Here is a 17,380-nt window from a genome sequence, read left to right as displayed (position 1 = left end):
AGCTTTAGCGCATACTTGCTCCTAACGCCGTGAATCAGGCGGTCGGCAAACCATTCGGATCGGAGAATCCAATGATCACCACCCCACCTTCCACCTCGGCTCGCCCACCCAGATCGGCCCGCTCACGGTCTTCCCGGTCTGGACCGAAACCCCGGGCCGAAACGGCCGATCCGCACCTCGGTTCCACAGGGCGTCACCATCGTGTGTGAGGTCCCCGGCGGCCGCAGTGGTCGAACGGCTGACGATTGAACAACCCGACCGCAGACCTTCCTTCTCCCCGCCGGCGCCGTGTTCGAAGGGGGCCAACAGCACGGGCCCTGCTCCACAGCGTGGTGGTCGATGCCGAGAGCACCATCGCCATCGACGTCCCGCTGCGTCGAACAAGGGCCGGTGTGGTCGGGCGGGGTCGACAGCGCCTCCACCAGCGTCGAGCGCCCCTGGCCCGTTCGGGGGCGTTGAGCGGATCGTCGGCCCGCGAGACAACCCGCTCAATTACGACCTCCGCCACAGCGACCAGGGTCGGGTGTGGAGCCAGGTCAACCGCTACGAGCGGGTCGGCGGCAGTCGAGGACCAGTTCGCTGCTGGACTTCACCGACACCACGCGGGAGGAGATCCGCCGGGAGCTGGCCAACCTCAGGCCGTTGCTCACGTGGCGCGGCGTGCTGATCGGGATCGGTGGGCGCAGCCCTCCTTGGGTGTTCGGCCACCCAAGCTCTTCGCCGCCGAATGGGAACCGATCCTCACCGGGGTGGCCGACGCCGCCTTCACGGTGATCGACTCACCAGCGCCCGGCCCGCTTCTTCGCTCGCCACATCTCGGGGAGCGCGCCCTACAGCCATGGGCCCCGGCCGGGCCGGGGTGGCGGTCGGGGTCGTGACGGCCTGTCCGTGATCGACGGCGTGGTCGAGGGCGTGATCGACGGCCGCACCAGCGACCGGGAGGGCCAGCCATCCACATCACCGCCCTCAACGCCCGCCACGCACTGATGCGTCGTGAACTCGGAGTGACCGCCATCGAGAGTTGATATCGTTCATTCTCGTTCTTGATATCAAGGAGTGGACCATGACCGGACGGTCATCGACGTCGACGACGACAACCTGTCCACGCGGCGGCGGAGGTCTTGGGCACAACCGCAAAAGGTGGCCACGTTCAACCGAGCCCTTGCAGAAGTGGCAGCCCGTGCGGGTCGCCTGGCCTTCCTCGACCATCTCGACGACGTGGCCGGTGACCTGGCGGATCCGGCGGCTGATGGAGGATGCCTGGCGGTGACCGGGCTCCACCTCGAGCTGACAAGTCGGCTCCGAGCAGCGGCGACACAGCACGGCGGCGCGTGACCTGCTGGCCCTACTCCTTGTCGAGGGTGCCTTGGCTCCCTGCCACGTCACTGCCCTCGAAGTGCTCTATTCGGCACGAAACCGCCAGGACTATGAGACGTTGCGCTCCGGACATAGCCACGTTGCCGTGGCTACCCGCTGGCAGGGCAATGGATCGGCGTTGGAGGTTCAAGGACTTCTCGCCAGAAGGGGCCAGCATCGTGTTCCCTTACCAGACCTGATGATCGCCGCGACGGCCGAGGTCAACGACGCCGTGGTCCTCCACTACGACTGCGGCTTCGACGTGATCGCGGCGGTGACCGGCCAGCCGACCCGCTGGATCGTCAAGCGCGGAACGGGCGGCTGACGCTGGTCGCCGTCGGCCCCGGCTGGCAGTGGGAACGTGCCCGACGGCGTGGGTCACGGCTTCGGCGTACCATCCTCCGACGCCATCGAACGGGAGGGGTTGTGACGGCGGAAGCCCTGGATGATCGATCCTGAACTCGCCCTACGAGGCCCCCGGCCGTCACTTTGCTCCCTTGGCCCAACGGGCCTACGGCGGATCCTCGTAGGTCGCCGGCCGACGAGTCGTTCATTCCGATCCTCAACCCGCAAGGGCAAGGCCAAGACGTCCGGCAAGCCGGCGGCAAGGCAAACAGGTCGGGACCTCACTCGGCCCCGACCCCCCGACCTCGCTGGACTTCGACATCACCGGTGAGCGCCGGGAGCAGAACTCGCTGATCAACGACATCCGCCAGCGGGTGGGCTGTGGCGGGGTCGTAACTATCGGGCGTCACGCCAGTCTTGGAAGGCTAAGCGCTCTCGACGTGGGGCGTAGGGGTCGGGATTGTGGGCATCGACGATGCAACTCGAGACGGGCTGGTGGCTGCGCACTCCGACAGCCAATTGGTAGCCCGCCGAGCCAGATCGTGTGTGAATAGCAGCACACAACTTACGGAATCAGGGACGTGTGTTGATAACAACACACGGCTGGCGCTATCGGGCCCGCGGCCTCGATTCTGACTCCCAGGTCCGCCAGCTCGTCGAGGATCGGGGTGGCGCCCCAGACCTGGTTGCGTTTCCTGGTGGTCAGGGTCCTCAGTACGCCGGCCTCGGTCGGCCGATCGGCGCGGCGTAGATGCTCGATTCCGAGGCCGATGGCGTCGGCCCTTCCTCGGCTCCACAGCACCGGTTGTGACGCAAGCACTGCCAGCAATCTCGCGGTGGCGCTCCCCGCCGCGCCCCCACCCGACCATGGCCGCCATCTCCGCAGGCGCCTCGGCCGGACAGAGCGCCGTGCCCTGATGGTCGGCTGCGGCCCCGGCGGCGGCCGAGCAAATAAGTGACTATTGGACTGGCGTCACCAGCGATATGAGCCGAGCGCTTCCGAAATAGCGGTCCCGTCGTGCCACAAAGGCCGACGCCAGCGGGATCACCACGTGACGGGTGGCCTGGCGCCGACGCAGGATCGTGTTGACCCGCGCTCGGCCGATCCTGCCGTTGCCGTCGATGAAGGGGTGGATCCAGTTCGAACTGGGCGTGGGCGATCGCAGCCCTGGACGAGGGCCGGCATGTCGTCACGGTTGGCGTACTCAACCAGGTCGCCATGTATCCCTCCACCGTGTCGGCGGGCGGGGGGGCACGTAAAGGCACCACCTCAGGGTGAATGGTCGCTCCCCGATCCAGTTCTGCACGGAGGCCCGGAGGCGACCGGCCCCATCCGGCCCTCATTGGGGTCATCGACCATCAATGCTCGGTAAACGGATAAGCATCTCGAGGGTGACGGTTTCGGGTGCGACCCACGTCCTCGACCATCACTTCCAGCGCGTTGGTAGCCGCCACCATCGGCGCTGCCGACGTGTTCGCCTGCTTACCCGTGGAGAGCCTGTCGAAGTCGTCGATGTCTGCCTGTATCCGCTCGATCTTCGACGGCCACCGACTCCGTCCGCACGAGCATGGCACCAAGAGCACTGAGATCGCCGGCGTGCCGGTGGTCGAGCGAACTGATCTCCATCACGGCGCGCTCCACCTCCCGGCCAGACGTCCATCGATCTCAATGCGTCTCGCGGCACGATCATCGGGGGCAATGAGACGGTCACCGAGAAGTGATCGGTCCTCTTTCGTGCCGCCGCAGGATCGCCTGGGCCTGGTCTGACCTCGGACGCGTGCGGCGTCCAGGCCATCGGTGAAGCGCTTTCAAGTGAGTAATCGACCGGCAGTCGATCGACCTTGGGGGTTGCCATCACCTCCCTCCTTCCTCCGGACCAGCTCCGGCACTGTTCGAGTTATGACTCTATCTCGGACTACTGCCCAGTTGCTCCCGATCTCACGCGGATCGGCTGGGACCGTGGTTGGCGCATCCCGCACTGACCGAACCTCAGGGCCGTGCTCACCCAGAGCCCCAGGTTGAGACCGCCGTGAGCGCTGTATCACGCGTGATACGCTTTGGCCGTGTCGAGGTGTCGATTCGAGATCTCTCCAGAATCATCGGGCGAGGTCGTCGAGCGTGCCCAGCGTGGCGAGCGCTAACTATCACCGCGCTGGAACGCCCGCTGGCCCATTATTGCGTCCGGGCTCCCCGGGCCGCGACTCCGCTGGCTGAGCTGCGCCAGCGTTGGGCCCGCCTCCCAGGTTGACCCGGCGGCCCTTCGGCGCGATATCGACGACGTGTTCGATCAGGGGATCTGACGTGGCCAGGGGGTGTCCTCGATACCAGCGCGTCGATCCTTCTGGGCCGAATCCGAGAGCCGATGAGTTGCTCCCGACCGAGCCCCTCATCACCACCGTCACCCTCGCCGGGCTGTCTGTGGGTCCCTGGTCGCTGCCACCTTCCGATGGGCGCGCTGCCCGGCAGGCACACCTCCAACAAGCCGAGGACCGACTTCGACCCGCTGCCCTTCGATGCAATGGCGGCCCGAGCCTTCGACCGCGTCGCCGCATCACCTGTTTCGGCGAAAGGTCAGCCGCCCTTTGCACCGCACTTTAAGAGGTCAGCCCTTTGTGTGCCTACGGCGATGATCGCCGCCGTGTGCATGGCAAGCGCCTGCCGATCCACCTGCAACCCCGGCGACTTCTCAGGGTCGCCGGCCACGGAGCAATGGTGGCGGTACCTCACCCCGACCACTAACGCTGTTGATCGGCCGGTTCCTCCAGCGCCTCCGCCCGGCAGCCCCGCCCGGCCGGAGATCAGGCGAGGCCGAAGGTCTGCAGCCGAGAGGCGATCTCCTCCGGCGACAGATCGCTCGAGGCCACCTCGATCACAAGGTCGTAGACCTCGTCATTGCCGTGACGCCGACCGCCTTGCACGTTCAGTTTCAGAACGTGGCCGTTTGTAAGTCAGCCAAGCCGCTTGTTGCCGTCAACCAGCATGGTTGATGACGATGGACTGAACCAGAGCTGCGGCCTTCATCCAGATCGTCAGGAGAGCGTCCACCAAAGACCGTGGCCTGAGGCCGCCACCGCTGATGTCAGTAGTCCGGCGTCTCTGATCGGTGGGGGGTCGCCCAGGTGGCGCCTGTGGGGATATGGCACATCGTAGTCGTGAACTCGACGATGTGCTGTCACTCGTGCCCCAGGCGCTCAGAGCGGCGTCGGCATGAACGTCTGCAATCCGATCGCCGGCACCGCCACCCGGTCCCGATGACCCTGGCGTCTACATACTCACGGATCGCCCGACGGGCGGCATCTTACATCAAGGAAACACCCTCCGCCTCAGCCCGTAACCGAAGGACCGCTGCTCTTCTTCAGTCAACCGGAAACGTCATAGCCATCCGCCAACAGTACATCAGTCTGGTATCAGACTCCTGTTGTTCTGTTTGCGAACAACGGGATTCCCCGAGGATCGCCTGAGCCCACGGCCTGGTCTCGGCCGTGCGCCGCGGCTAGACCACCGATGAAGCGGGCCCAAGGGAGACATCGCCCGACTGTCGATCGGCTTGCGAGTCACCATCGCCTGCTCTCTCCCTGGAGCAGCCCGGTCACTATTTCCGAGGCAGAGTCCATCTCGGACTGCTAACACAGATACTCCGGATCTCCAGCGGACCGGCGGGGATCGTGGTTTGGCTCTTGGGTGACCGTAGCCGCTCATGTCCCGCAGGTGTCCCGATGACCGACGACAGATCCCCAGCTCCACCAGCCGGCCGCCGCCTACACTGACATCGCTCGCATCCTGCTCGGGGCGACGCTGACCTTCACCGGCGTCGGCCACCTGACGTTCCTCCGCCACGATTTCCAAGCGGAAGTGCGCGACTGGGTTCCGATCAACAAGGACCTCACCGTCGTGGGATCTGGCGTGGTCGAGATCGCTCTCGGTGCCGCCTTGATCGCACTTCCCCGACACCGCCAGACCACCGGCGCCCTGGCCCACGGCGTTCTTCGTGATCGTGTTTCCCAGCAGCATCGCCCGGTACCTCGAACACGCCGACGCGTTTCGGCACCGCCTCCGATCGGGCCCGCCTCGTACGCCTCTTCTTCCAGCCGCTGCTGGTGGCGTGAGCGCTGTGGGCCGGCGAGGTCTTCCGCCACGACCAGCGCCGAGACTGACCGAACCTCACGTACCTGGCCCCGAGCCGCCTACCACACGGGGTAGGTCTGGTTGGTGTCGCCCACGGCCACAGCCGGGGCCGGTTCAGAGGTTGAGAACCGTGCGCAGGAGTTCGTCGATCTGCGCCAGTCCGATCGCCCTGCGCGACCGATGCGATCTTGCAAGCGGTCGACCGAGACTGAGCGCACCTGCTCGGGCTGGAATGCCGTAAGTGCATCGAGACCGTTGTCTGCATCTGGCTCGAGAACCATGTGCAAGCTGATCCGTCGGATGGTGCTCGTGCCGGGAACCACGACGCATCCTCAGCCGCGGATCGTGGAGGCGATCGTCACTCACCGACCACGGGCCGCCAAACGCCTGCTCGGGGTCGGTTGGGTTGCTGCCGAGGTCCACCCGCCAGATGTCACCGCTTGATCTCGCTAGGCACTCAGGCCATCTCCGGCAGTTCCATCGAGCAGCGTCGTCTCCTCCGCCAGGGAGGCGGGTTGGGAATCGGTGAGCCCATCGAGTTCAGAGTGCAAGGTGCGCCACCACTCGTCCCGTCCGGTGGGCAGGGGCTCAGGGAGCAAGCCACCATCGACCTCGCGAATGCGGATCGTCCCGGGAACAGCGCCAAGTGTGTCTCGCATGGAGCGGGGCACGACAAGCCTGCCCTGCCGATCGATCGACAACTCCTCAGCGCGTGCCACGCGTGCCACGATATCCCCATTGACCAGGAAGTGGTCACCAGACGTATTGACTCACTCGAAACCTCCGCGTAGGGGGATTCGTTGCCTCATGTGGTTCCTCCGTTTGGGTGTGGCTCAGGTGTGGCCCGCAACGCCCGGCTGGTAAGCGTCTGGCGCCGATGCTCAAGACGCTGGTGCCGCTACTGCGCTGAGACGGCGAACTCGACCTAACCGACCTGGGGTCCGACCTGCGAAAAGCGGCATCGACGTCGACGATCGATCGGACCGAACATTCAACACCCAAAATTCCCCAACCAGCACTGGTCGAATAGCGTGTTAGGACTTAGCGAAGGATCGCAAGCCCTCAACTCCCAATTCAGAGACTATCTCGCCAGCTCTCTGAATCCATAGATTCTCATCATAAGCACTCCCAAAAGCCGCTAGTTGCGATACCCGTCCGCCTGGCGCCAAAAGATTAAGTCTGTAATCGGCCGAAACACTTCCGCCCCAGACAACCAGGTCAAGTATGCTGGAGATGAGTGTCGGCTCAACAACGTAGACCTGGTAGACATCTGTGGTTCCAGGGTCTTGCACCGTCAACGCCAGCTCGCCTCTCCTGGCCAGGCGGCTGGCCCTCACGTGAGCCCAACGAGCGACATGGCTCTATAGCGAACTGCAAGGGACGACTGCCTCAGATTTACCCAACGAAGCATGTGAACCTCGATCCCAGACTGCCGATCTTGGAGCTCCAACTATCACCCTTTAGAGCAATTGGCACTCCCTCTTCGCTGTACCGACAGAACCCTCCGAGGATCGAGCACGGAATTGGAGGAATGATTGGGGGTCGGCGGGTTCAAGGGGTGACGGCAACACCGTGAGGTGATGGGTCTCCACCGGTCAGAGCGTGATGGCGGCCATGATGGCCGCTGTCTACCAGGCACCCTGAACCGATGGAGAGTCCCAGCATGCCAGCTAACCCACTCACCGCGTCTGATCGTGAGCAAATCCGCGCTGGGATCGAACGCGGTGACTCCGACGCCTGTATCGCCCGCGGGCTGGGACGTCATCGCAGCACGATCGGACGCGAGATCGCCTGCAACGGTGGCCGAGCCGCGTCACCGCGACCAAAGCGCAGGTCCGAGCTGACAAGGCACGATTGCGACCAAAGCACCGATGCTGGTCGCTGAACCCGAACTGGCGTGGCAGGTGACCAAACGTCTCGTGGCCGGAGATTCGCCGATGACGATCTCGATCGAGTTGGCCCAAGGCCTCCACGGCTATACCGCCAACATCTCCCACGAAACGATCTACCAGGGCGTCTACGCCCCGAAACGTCACGGCCTGCCCACCAGGGTCTAAGATGTTGCACCGCCGTCGTCCACGACGCCGACACACCGGTCAACGCCATAGCCAGCAACGATCCAGCGTTCTCGGCCAGTTCAACATCATCCACAACCGCCCACCCGCCGCCGAGGCACGGGCAGAGGTCGGTCACCTCGAAGGCGACCAGATCATCGGCGCCCGCAACCAGTCCGCCATCACATCACCCTCGTCGACCGCAAAACCGGTACCTGTGGCTCGCCCGCCACGACACACCAACTGTGCCTACACCGCCTTGAGCACCCAACACGCCCTCACCGCCACCCCTCGAAACGATCCCACCCGAGCTGAGACGGACCCTCACCTGGGATCGCGGCAGCGAGATGGCCAACCACCCCGCCATCGCCCAAGCCACCGGAATCGACATCTACTTCTGCGACCCCCACAAACCATGGCAACGCCCAACCAACGAGAACACCAACGGCCTTATCCGACGCTGGCTCCCCAAAGGCACCGACCTCTCGATCTACACCCAAGCCGACCTCGACCGAATCGCCCACCGCATCAACACCATCCCCCGACGCTCACTCGGCTGGACCACCGCCGCCCACCACTACCATCACGCTGTCGCGATGACCGGTTGAACTCGCCGTCGAACCTTCAGGAAACCGCGAAAAGGAGATCTGACAATGTCCCGAATACCTCGAAGCCATTTGTAGAGCAGAGGAAGACGGTCAAGCAATTGGAGGGGTTCATTTCACGCTCATCTGTGTTCGTCGGCTGTGGCACGTCCTGGGGAGCTAGTGGATTACCGGTGATTAGACCCGAGCGGAGTTTCGCGATTGGGGCCATGCTTGCTGGAAGGTGGTCAGGGCCAAGCAGATTGGTAGCCAGCGTTCGAGTAGGTCGCGGCGTTGGTTTGGGACGGTGAGGCAGCGCCACTGCTTGAGGCGGCCGATGGAGTGTTCGACTCGCACTCGTTTCGACGCGAGGAGCGTGTTGAAGAAGCGGTCGACCATGGTGAGGGTCTTGGCCGTGCCGTGTCGACGTGTGGGCAGCCTGATCTCGGGCACGTCATTTTGAAGGCCTTGGAAGCCCGAGTCTGCGAGAACAGCGAGGTTCGACGCAGCGAGATGGTCGGGCAGGCTGGCATCACGCAACGCGGTCAGGTCGTGGGTGGCACCCGCGACGAGCGGCGTGACCCACATCAGGTTCGAGGAGGAATCGCACACGGCGATGGTCTTGGTGGTGTGAGTCTTGCGTTTGCCCGAGTAGAAGGGCCGCTGGAGGTCTTGATCGCCTGGTCTGGCAACGGTGAAGTCGGTTCCGTCGATGATCACCTTGCCCTCCTGGGCACACCATCGGATCACGTCGTCGAAGCTCTCGATCACGGTGCCGTCGGGCAGCACCGCTTCGAGCTGGTCGAACGCGGCCAGCACCGGGTTGATGTTGTCGCGCAGGGTCGTGTTGGGGATCGAGGTGATGCGGGCCAGGCCCCGAGTCGACACTCCTTCGCGCAGGTAGGCCAGCGCGAGCCGGACTCGTTCGGTGATCGCCATGCCCTTGGGACCACGTTTGGGTGGTGGCGGCAAGAACGGGTGATCGCTGCGATCAGATGCGCCAGCGCCTCCGCGGAGAAATGGGGCACTAGTAGAGGCCAGAGCCTCTGGAGTGGGCGGTACGTGGGAGGTCATAGACCCGATGTGCCCACCCAGAGGCTCGCCTACGCGGACCCCGCATCACCCCAACCCGAAACTTCGCGCAGGTTTATTCTCAACGGACTGTCGGAGGTGGGTTCGAGCATAAGATCATCGCGCATAGCATCCGGTGCGAACATGGCAATATCGTCGATGATTGAAATTGCAACTGGCATCATTCGCAAATGGGAATACCCAACTACGATTCCCGGGGGAATGGGCACCATTAGGTTTGCGTTTGAAACCACCCATACCCTCAGCGCATTTCGATCTTCCGCGACAACACACAATCCCCTAACTTCGGCCCAATCAAGACTAACTGCAACCCAGAGGTTGTACCGCACCCGAAGTCCATCAGTGTCCACCTCAGCTGACCTCGTGACACCAGTCATTATGAAGTGTGCCCCAACAATGACACTAGCACCCATTGCCCAAATGCCCGCGTCATATACCAGTGCCAACACCCCAAACAAGATGAGGGATGCGCCCCCGCCAATAGTCATGCACTGAAAACTGGACCGGACCACGAGGCGATCGGACCGCCGATTTTCGTGCGCCCACTTCACAACCTTTCACCGAACCGCTGATTGCGCCCATCAGGGTTCATTGACCAAAGCGCCTCCACGACTAATGGCCATTGCATGCCCACGGAAGTCAGGTTGAGGAAATAGCCACTCAAAGCAAACATCTCTACGCGTCTTGCGTTATACCCACTGCCAACGCCAAGGCTGGCCTCACAATGTCCACCAAGCTGCTCGGCGAACTTCAAATACGGACTAGTAGCGTGCGCCCATGGAATACTTCTATGGCGCAGCAGTCTATTGGTGATGATAAGACCATGCTCATCCGCTCCCACCAAATGGAGGCAAGGCAATAGACCGGAGGCAAGAATAACCACAAGACCAGTCGCAGTCTGCCAAATCGGCATCCCCAGGATGGCCATAGAGGTGATCGCGCCGGCAAGACATACTGTTCTAACCAGTATCCTACCGCGCGCTTTCCGTATTTTTACTCCCGCACACTGAAATTCGATCACGAAGGGCCGCATCAATTGCACCCACTGACCTGGTCGACTGGCGCCTCCACTTTCCGGGGTGGACCAAGGGCGTATTTACCAAAACCGTAGCTTGTAAGTGATACGGCCGCAGCTAGCGCACCATTTGCCGCCCAAAGTTGGCGAATTGCTCCAGCCGAGGGCTTTGAGTAATAAAACAGCGGGATAGAATACGCATTCACCATTGCATGAGGCTCCTTCGCCAAAGTTCCAACTCCCCGGATTGGGATCAGCGCAAGTACAACGTCAAACACCGTCCCAACAAAGAACTGCCAGGAGAATCCATAGTCATTGAACCGATTAAAAGCATTGAATGTTACAATCACCACATTGGCAGCGGCACAGGACCAGGCGGAAGCTGTGCAGGCAATTGCAACCACTGCCGCCTGAAACCAGGGATTTCGAAGAATCGACTGGTCTAACCGGAAGTCCGGAAAGGCTGAGCCAGGTACCCACGACCCTGAGAATCCCGTGCCCAAGTCGGATCCAATTGCCGATGGGTTTCCTCCTGCGAAGCTGTAGGGGTTGATTCCGATGCTTGCGAGTGGGTGGCTGGAGGTGTATTGGCCGCTTTGGGGGTCATAGTAGCGGGTTCCGGTGTGGATGTAGCCGGTTTCGGTGTCGTGTTGCATCGACGCAAACCCGACCAATGGCTGTTCGAGCCACCAGTTGCTGTTCGATCCGATCTGACCGTTGGTCTCATAACTGATGGTGTTACGGGTGGTGCCGTTGGCGTTCGTTGTGAGCCTGGTCGATCCTTGGTGGTCTTGGTGAAGGTATTGGACGTCGCCGGTGGTGTTGATCTGATAGATCGGCACTCCGCCGGGACCGTGGATCACAAGTGCTGTTTGGGACCCTTGGTGCTCGGCCAACAGCAAGGGCCGCCCTCCGACCATCATCCAACTGAACTCTTTGCGCGGAATCACCGCCACCTACCGGCTCCGCCGCTCCCACAGGGGGGGGGACGCGACAACGGCGAGGCCGCACACCAACAACGCCCACAAGATCCCAACACCAACGGACCGACGCACGTCACCACTATCCAAGGCACAAGGGCAAGAGCATGATCGTTCAGGATCGGCCAATCATCACCGGACTTGAGCAAAAGCTCCAGTTCTCCGGCATGAGCTGCGCAACAGAACGGCCTAGCGCCCCGGGCCCAACCCGGCAGGGACCCCAGCCACGCCCCGTTGACCGGATTCACCCTGCCTCCTCGGATGACGTCGGCCCTAGTCGCCTCTGCTCGGCGAGGTCGATCGGCGATCACGTGCTGGCTCTAAGACGTCGGCAACGACCCGTGGCCGTCCTGACGAGCGATCGGGTGGGGGTAGATGGAATCGGCCTTTGCTCGCTCGACCAAGCTCGCCATACGCCCTGGTGGATCTGTCGCCCAGGGGCTCGTTCCTCTAGCAGGGTTGGGCGGGGCGGGTATCGAAGGCTCTCAACGAGAGGGTTGTGGCCATGGCTGCATGCCACAGGGCGTGGGCCTGCACTCTGCTGTCGGGGCGACACAGCGGGCCGTCGGAACGGCCTAGGACGTGGCCCAAGGCTCCAGCTCCGGCCACGGCTGCCTCGGCTCGCCTTCGCCAGCGACCAACCCTCGAGGTGGGCGCCGACCCGGCCCGCAACGCTTCAGCGGTGGCCACCGCTACACCGGCCACCACCTGGGTGGGCATCGACCAACGAGGCAAGCCGCCCACGATCCCAGCCAGCGGCACCAACGCCAGGGTCACCGCCGGTGCAGACCGGCCCGACACCCGCGCCGCGTCGGCCAACACCACCGACGTCAACAGCGAGATGAGGCTGGCATCGTGCAGGTACCGGCCGGCGGCCGTTCCCGGGCCGTGGTAGGCGACGCTGCCCAGGCCGGCGGCCACCGCAGCCCAACCAACCGTCGACTCGGCCCGCCACGGCTCGAGCGGACCGCCCAGCCAGCGGCCGGCAGCGCCCCGGCCAGCACCAGCATCGACAGCACCAGCAACAGCACCATCGCGTGAGGTCACCGGAACCGGTCCGGTCGGGCGGGGCGTACCGGCCCCGGACCGCCGCGTGGATCGCGCCGAGCGTCTCGGCCGGTTCGAGCGCGAAGCCCGGGCCACCATCGCCACCCCAGCGACCACGAAGGCCAGGCTGGACACCGTGTTGACCGGTTGGGCCACCAGGCCCGGACGGCAGCGCTCGCAGTCGGCTTGGGCCACGTGGGTCGACGTCACCTCGGACCTTCCAGCAGTTCACGGGTGAGGGCCACCACCTCACTGCGGCGTTCACTGACCTCGTCCATCTGACCTCGACGGTCGAGCAAGGTCCGCCACCGCACGATGCTGGTGACCAGCGCCCGCGCCCGCTCCACGATCACCAGCGCGATCACCCCGAACACCGGGGCCGCCACCAGCACCACCACGTTGGCCAACGCCCCGGCCCGGTCGGCGGGGTTGGGTCCCACCACCGCCTCCACCGGGGCGGTCACGCTGCGGATCAGATCCGGCACCCAACCCGACCCGGCATCTCGCAGGGCCAGGTACAGCCACATGGCGGGAAAGGTCAGGGCCGCCACCAACACCCGGACCGTGCCCTTGGAAACCGGGGCCCGGGGAACCAGACCGGCGGCCAGCACCAACAGCGCCGGGATCAGGTTGGCGAACAGGCCGGCCAGAGCCAGCGGAGACAGGACCACCACCACCGCAGCCAGCACCGCGATGCGCCGAGCCAACCCGGCCAGGGTCACCCCGTGAACGACGTCCTCGTCGTCGACGGCCACGAACCCCAACAACATGCGGTAGCGGGCCACCAGGGCCACCAGTTCAGCCCGACGCGACGCCGGGGCCTGGGCCAGACGTCGAGCCCGGCCCGACACCGCCGCCAGTGGCACCACCAGGTTCTCCTCGTCGTCGTCGCGCAACGAGACGGTGGCCGCCGCCGAGAGGGCCAGGGACTCTTCGGTGGTGTCGAAGTGGGGGGTCAGCGACTCGATGTCGGCCTGGAGGCGAGCCGTCAGCTCCTGGACCCTGGCGTGGTCGGGGGCGCCGTCGGCTCCCAACAGCGCGGCATCGGCCTCCACCAAGATCGGCTTGCCGTAGCTGACCAGGGCCCGGCCCCGCACCGCCACCTTGTCCTCGTAGGTGACACCGACCGGCACGATCCTCACACCCTGCACCCCTTCGCCCGCAGCTTGGAGGGCGATGCGAGCCACGCCGGTGCGCAACGGTCGGATGGAAGGCTCGTCATGGGTGGTGCCCTCGGGGAACACCGCCACCATCGAGCCGCCCCGCAGAGCGCCGACCGCGTCGGCGAACATGGCGGAGTTGGACTCGGTGGAGCCGTCGGCTTGGCGGTGCACCGGGATGACCCGGGCGAAGTCGAGCAGCGGCCGCGCCGCCGCCGTCTTCCACAGGGTGGCCTTGGCCAGGTAACGGGGCAGGTGACCGAGCTCGGCCACCAACACCACCGGGTCTACGAACCCGTAGAGGTGGCTGGCGGCCAGGATCACCGGACCAGATGGCGGCTCGGGCCCCTCGGTCTCCACCGTGCGGAAGAAGGCCCACGTCAACATGCGGGCGATGGCGGTGATGATGCGGTCTCGCAGCAGGGGACGGCGTGCGGGATGAGGCGGGTTCGCCACCGACACCTCCTCTGGCGGGCGAAGCGGTCACCGTCGGGCTTGTCGGGCCAGAAGGCGGTGGCCGGAGCGTAACCCCGCCGGTAGAGAGGGCGGGGTCCTCCGATAATCATCGAGACCGCCAATCCCGAGGTTTGCTTGCCAGACTCGGGAACGTCCGCCTGACCCACGAGCACGTGTGCAGATATCTGTGTAGATTCGACGCATGGGTCGGTCGATAGCTCCAGACAACACCGTCTCGGTGACCGAGGCTTCGCAGCGGGGAGTAGCCGCACTGGTTCGTGAGGCTTCCAGCGGTCAGGATGTGATCGTGTCGCGGCGAGGTTCGCCCGTCGCCGCCGTCATCGGCGTGTCCCGACTCGCCGAGCTCGAAGAACTGGAGCGAGACCTGCGAAGTGCCGCGCTGGTTCTGAGCAGGTCCTTCGCAGATTCCGGAGGGCGCACGAGCCTCGACGAGGCCATCGCCTCGTTGGGGTTCGACCGGGCCACCCTCGAATCGGAACTCGCCGCAGACCTGGCTGCCGGACGCCTCTGACACCGGGTCCATCACATGACCGAGCCAGCGGGACCGAAGGCCTACGTCCGTCTCACCGACCCTGCCATCGATGACCTGAAGCGGCTCATGGCGGCAGACCCTCAACTTGTCCGCCTTTCTCTGAAGAAGATGATTCTCCTAGAACGGAACCCGCTGGCCGGCAAGCCGCTCCTCGGCGGCCTCATCGGCTGGCGGAAGCTCACCGTTGGCAACCGAGCCTGGCGAATCGTGTGGCGTGTCACCACAGACGAGGCGGGCAGCACGGTGATCGACATCGCCGAGATATGGGCTGTCGGGGCCCGGGCCGACGACGAGGTTTACCAGGAGATGCAGTCACGACTGGATGAGGCTGGCCCAAGCGCCCACACGACCGCGCTGGCCGAGGTTATCTCCCTCTTGGGGCGCGCCGCCGGAACGGTGTCGGCGAGCACTCAGCCCGCTCGCGTCGAACCAGTCCCGGAATGGCTGGCACGACGCCTGAGGACGAAACTCGGAATGGGCGAGGAGGAGATCGCCGCACTGACCGCCGAAGCAGCCATGGAGCGGTGGGAGACCTTCCTCACCGGCGGATAGAAGCGGGGCGTGATGCTCAGCTCCGACCCTGACCCCGCCGTTTTCTCCACCGGGCACCTGCCGCCGGCCGACGAGGTCGAGCGAGTCTTGTCCAAGGCCTTCGAGCTCGGCCGTGGCCACCGGGCTTGATCCCGGCCGTGCTGGGCAAGCGACGCCGGGCCCTCCACGACATCGCCGCTGGCTCCCGAGTCAGCGTGGACTGGGGGCCCCGGGATGTGTCCCTGCCCGAATCGTGGGCCCGCTGGACCGAGGTCGCCCCACAGTCTCGATGATGCCTAGCCGGCAACGATTCATGGCCTGGGAGTCATCGGTGACCCACGCTGCCGCATTCACGATCTGGGATGGATCAGATTGCGCGGACCACACCCCGTAACCCGAGCTTGGCTCGGGTGGGCCACCCCCGGTCGGTGGTGACGAGTAGATCTGCGTCGAGGTGAGCGGCGGTGGCGATCACCAGGGCATCGGGGAGTTTCACTGATCGGTGACGGGCCCGGAGAGCCGCAGCGGCAATGGCGATCTCCGAACCAACCGGCTCCACCTCGATGGGCAGACGATCCAGGAGCTCACGCACGGCACCAACCGCGGCCGTTCCTCGGCGAGATGGCCCTACGAGGATCTCGGCCAGAGCTGAGGCCGGAAGGACCAAACGGTCGTTGCCGGCATGGGCGTCGGTGAACACCTCGAGAGATGCAGGGTGGTGGGCATCATTGGAATCGAGGAAGCCGATCAACACACCGGAATCGAGGACCGTCAGTCCCATTCGTCACGTAGGTGAGCAAGTTCGTCTGGCTCGTAGACGCCGGTCAGAGCACCGGAGAACTGGCCCACGACGTCGATCTCCCGCTCGAACACGACCCGACCGGGACCGTCGGCACGAGCGACCAACCGATCTCCCGCCTCGATGCCCGAGGCCCGCAGCGCTTCGACCGGGATGGTGACCTGGTGCTTCGAACTGACCTGAGATGTGCCCCGTCGCCGGTTCTTTACATCAGCCACAGATGTAAAGAATACTGCGGTGAGGACAGAAGAGCAACGGCGTGGGGCCGGTAGGGTTTGCGGTCTTGTCTGATCTCACCTCCCCCACTCGGCCGATGTCGGCTTGGGTCGCCGACAGGGCGATCCCGTCGTCGACCATGATCGGCCGGGTGGATCGACGGTGAGCATCGACCTGGCCGCGGCGCGGCGGGCCTTCTCCACCTATCGAGGAGCATCGGCGGGGACCAGGGCCTTCGTTGCCGCCCGGTACGTGGTGGCACCGCTCGGGCCGATCGCCGAAGAGTTCCGGGGCCGATCGGGCCGGGTGCTGTCGTTGGGGAGCGGGCTGTGCATGTTGGAGCGCTACCTGGCCGAACTGGAGCCGGGCCTGCACTTCGATGGCCTCGACCTCGATCCCGCCAAGGTGGAGCTGATAGCCCGCACCCGTCACCTCAGTCCCCGGGTTGGACTGTCGATGGGCGACGCCACCCGCCTCGGCCGCGCCGCGCCACAGGTCGCGAACGCCACACTCCGCGAAACCGGGACTGGGAGCGATGGCGGAAGCCACGACTCCGGAGGCGCGGGCCCGGAAGATCCCGAGGACCGATACGACGTGGTGTTGATCTGTGACGCCATGCACCACTTCGCGGCCCGCGACCACGCCGAGGTGATCCGCTCGGTCACCGACCGGCTCCGCCCCGGCGGCACCCTGGTGATCAAGGACCTCGACTCCGGCCCGGCCTGGAAGTTCCACTGGAACCGGATACATGACCGCATCGTGGCGGGCCCCGACCCCATCTGGTGCCGCCCCCCTGCCGAGATGGCCGCCCTGGTCACCGATGCCGGCCTGACCGTGGAACGAGCCGACCGGATCGACCACACCCTCACCCCCTACGCCCACTACCTGGTCAGAGCCACCCGCCCAGCCAGCTAGTGTCGTGACCGGCAACCATTGCTGGGGTAGGGACTCACCTGCGCTGAACGCTGCCCGGTTCTCGTGGGCCGCCTTCGGCGGACGATTCCTGGTTCCGTCGAGCCTGGTCCTCACTTCGTTGCGGGGGCTCGACGGCGTTTGCTCAGTGGCT

Annotated in this window: 18 protein-coding genes; 7 read left to right on the top strand and 11 right to left on the bottom strand. The window is 64.8% G+C overall.

Annotated elements, in window-relative coordinates:
- Positions 1-1,056 precede the first annotated feature (1,056 nt).
- Positions 1,057-1,335: a hypothetical protein gene (locus tag IPG97_17170; protein ID MBK6858227.1), complete on the top strand. Its 279-nt coding sequence runs from the start codon at positions 1,057-1,059 to the stop codon at positions 1,333-1,335.
- Between the two features lie 10 nt (positions 1,336-1,345).
- Here IPG97_17170 and IPG97_17165 read toward each other — a convergent pair whose 3' ends face one another.
- The 4 genes from IPG97_17165 to IPG97_17150 all read right to left on the bottom strand — a co-directional run bounded on the left by IPG97_17165 (position 1,346) and on the right by IPG97_17150 (position 6,546).
- Entirely contained in the window at positions 1,346-1,534 is a 189-nt protein-coding gene (locus IPG97_17165; GenBank protein MBK6858226.1) for a hypothetical protein, read from the bottom strand.
- Positions 1,535-2,660: 1,126 nt separating this feature from the next.
- Complete coding sequence (locus tag IPG97_17160; protein MBK6858225.1) at positions 2,661-2,867, bottom strand: Fic family protein; 207 nt, start codon at positions 2,865-2,867, stop codon at positions 2,661-2,663.
- A gap of 3,019 nt (positions 2,868-5,886) precedes the next feature.
- On the bottom strand, positions 5,887-6,150 hold the full coding sequence (locus IPG97_17155; GenBank protein MBK6858224.1) for a hypothetical protein: 264 nt from the start codon (positions 6,148-6,150) through the stop codon (positions 5,887-5,889).
- Positions 6,151-6,276: 126 nt separating this feature from the next.
- On the bottom strand, positions 6,277-6,546 hold the full coding sequence (locus IPG97_17150; GenBank protein ID MBK6858223.1) for a hypothetical protein: 270 nt from the start codon (positions 6,544-6,546) through the stop codon (positions 6,277-6,279).
- A gap of 944 nt (positions 6,547-7,490) precedes the next feature.
- On the opposite strand from IPG97_17150, the gene IPG97_17145 reads away from it, so the two are divergent.
- The 3 genes from IPG97_17145 to IPG97_17135 all read left to right on the top strand — a co-directional run bounded on the left by IPG97_17145 (position 7,491) and on the right by IPG97_17135 (position 8,489).
- Positions 7,491-7,712, top strand: a complete 222-nt coding sequence (locus IPG97_17145; protein ID MBK6858222.1) for a helix-turn-helix domain-containing protein — start codon at positions 7,491-7,493, stop codon at positions 7,710-7,712.
- Positions 7,699-7,884, top strand: a complete 186-nt coding sequence (locus IPG97_17140; protein MBK6858221.1) for a hypothetical protein — start codon at positions 7,699-7,701, stop codon at positions 7,882-7,884. The genes IPG97_17145 and IPG97_17140 overlap by 14 nt, the downstream gene beginning before the upstream one ends.
- A gap of 296 nt (positions 7,885-8,180) precedes the next feature.
- Positions 8,181-8,489, top strand: a complete 309-nt coding sequence (locus tag IPG97_17135; protein MBK6858220.1) for an IS30 family transposase — start codon at positions 8,181-8,183, stop codon at positions 8,487-8,489.
- A gap of 174 nt (positions 8,490-8,663) precedes the next feature.
- On the opposite strand, the gene IPG97_17130 is transcribed toward IPG97_17135, so the two are convergent.
- The 5 genes from IPG97_17130 to IPG97_17110 form a co-directional block, all read right to left on the bottom strand.
- Positions 8,664-9,404, bottom strand: a complete 741-nt coding sequence (locus IPG97_17130; protein ID MBK6858219.1) for a transposase — start codon at positions 9,402-9,404, stop codon at positions 8,664-8,666.
- Between the two features lie 700 nt (positions 9,405-10,104).
- Entirely contained in the window at positions 10,105-10,590 is a 486-nt protein-coding gene (locus IPG97_17125) for a hypothetical protein (GenBank protein MBK6858218.1), read from the bottom strand.
- Positions 10,590-11,528 (bottom strand): hypothetical protein, encoded by a 939-nt coding sequence (locus IPG97_17120; GenBank protein MBK6858217.1) that lies wholly within the window; start codon positions 11,526-11,528, stop codon positions 10,590-10,592. Before IPG97_17120 ends, IPG97_17125 begins: the two co-directional genes overlap by 1 nt.
- A 474-nt stretch (positions 11,529-12,002) precedes the next feature.
- Positions 12,003-12,809, bottom strand: a complete 807-nt coding sequence (locus tag IPG97_17115) for a hypothetical protein (GenBank protein ID MBK6858216.1) — start codon at positions 12,807-12,809, stop codon at positions 12,003-12,005.
- A complete protein-coding gene (locus IPG97_17110) occupies positions 12,806-14,215 on the bottom strand; it encodes a 1-acyl-sn-glycerol-3-phosphate acyltransferase (protein MBK6858215.1) in 1,410 nt (469 codons plus the stop codon). The genes IPG97_17115 and IPG97_17110 overlap by 4 nt, the downstream gene beginning before the upstream one ends.
- 202 nt (positions 14,216-14,417) lie before the next feature.
- Between IPG97_17110 and IPG97_17105 the strand changes: the two genes are divergently transcribed.
- Positions 14,418-14,747, top strand: coding sequence for a type II toxin-antitoxin system prevent-host-death family antitoxin (locus IPG97_17105; protein MBK6858214.1), 330 nt, complete (start codon positions 14,418-14,420; stop codon positions 14,745-14,747).
- Positions 14,748-14,762: 15 nt separating this feature from the next.
- Positions 14,763-15,320 (top strand): type II toxin-antitoxin system RelE/ParE family toxin, encoded by a 558-nt coding sequence (locus IPG97_17100; protein MBK6858213.1) that lies wholly within the window; start codon positions 14,763-14,765, stop codon positions 15,318-15,320.
- 346 nt (positions 15,321-15,666) lie between these two features.
- Here IPG97_17100 and IPG97_17095 read toward each other — a convergent pair whose 3' ends face one another.
- On the bottom strand, positions 15,667-16,080 hold the full coding sequence (locus tag IPG97_17095) for a PIN domain-containing protein (protein MBK6858212.1): 414 nt from the start codon (positions 16,078-16,080) through the stop codon (positions 15,667-15,669).
- On the bottom strand, positions 16,071-16,316 hold the full coding sequence (locus tag IPG97_17090; protein MBK6858211.1) for an AbrB/MazE/SpoVT family DNA-binding domain-containing protein: 246 nt from the start codon (positions 16,314-16,316) through the stop codon (positions 16,071-16,073). The genes IPG97_17095 and IPG97_17090 overlap by 10 nt, the downstream gene beginning before the upstream one ends.
- Before the next feature lie 160 nt (positions 16,317-16,476).
- Between IPG97_17090 and IPG97_17085 the strand changes: the two genes are divergently transcribed.
- Positions 16,477-17,229 (top strand): class I SAM-dependent methyltransferase, encoded by a 753-nt coding sequence (locus tag IPG97_17085; protein ID MBK6858210.1) that lies wholly within the window; start codon positions 16,477-16,479, stop codon positions 17,227-17,229.
- Positions 17,230-17,380: the final 151 nt, after the last annotated feature.

Source organism: Microthrixaceae bacterium, from assembly GCA_016702505.1.
Taxonomy (GTDB): domain Bacteria; phylum Actinomycetota; class Acidimicrobiia; order Acidimicrobiales; family Iamiaceae; genus Aquihabitans.
This window is presented reverse-complemented; position numbering and strand designations above follow the sequence as displayed.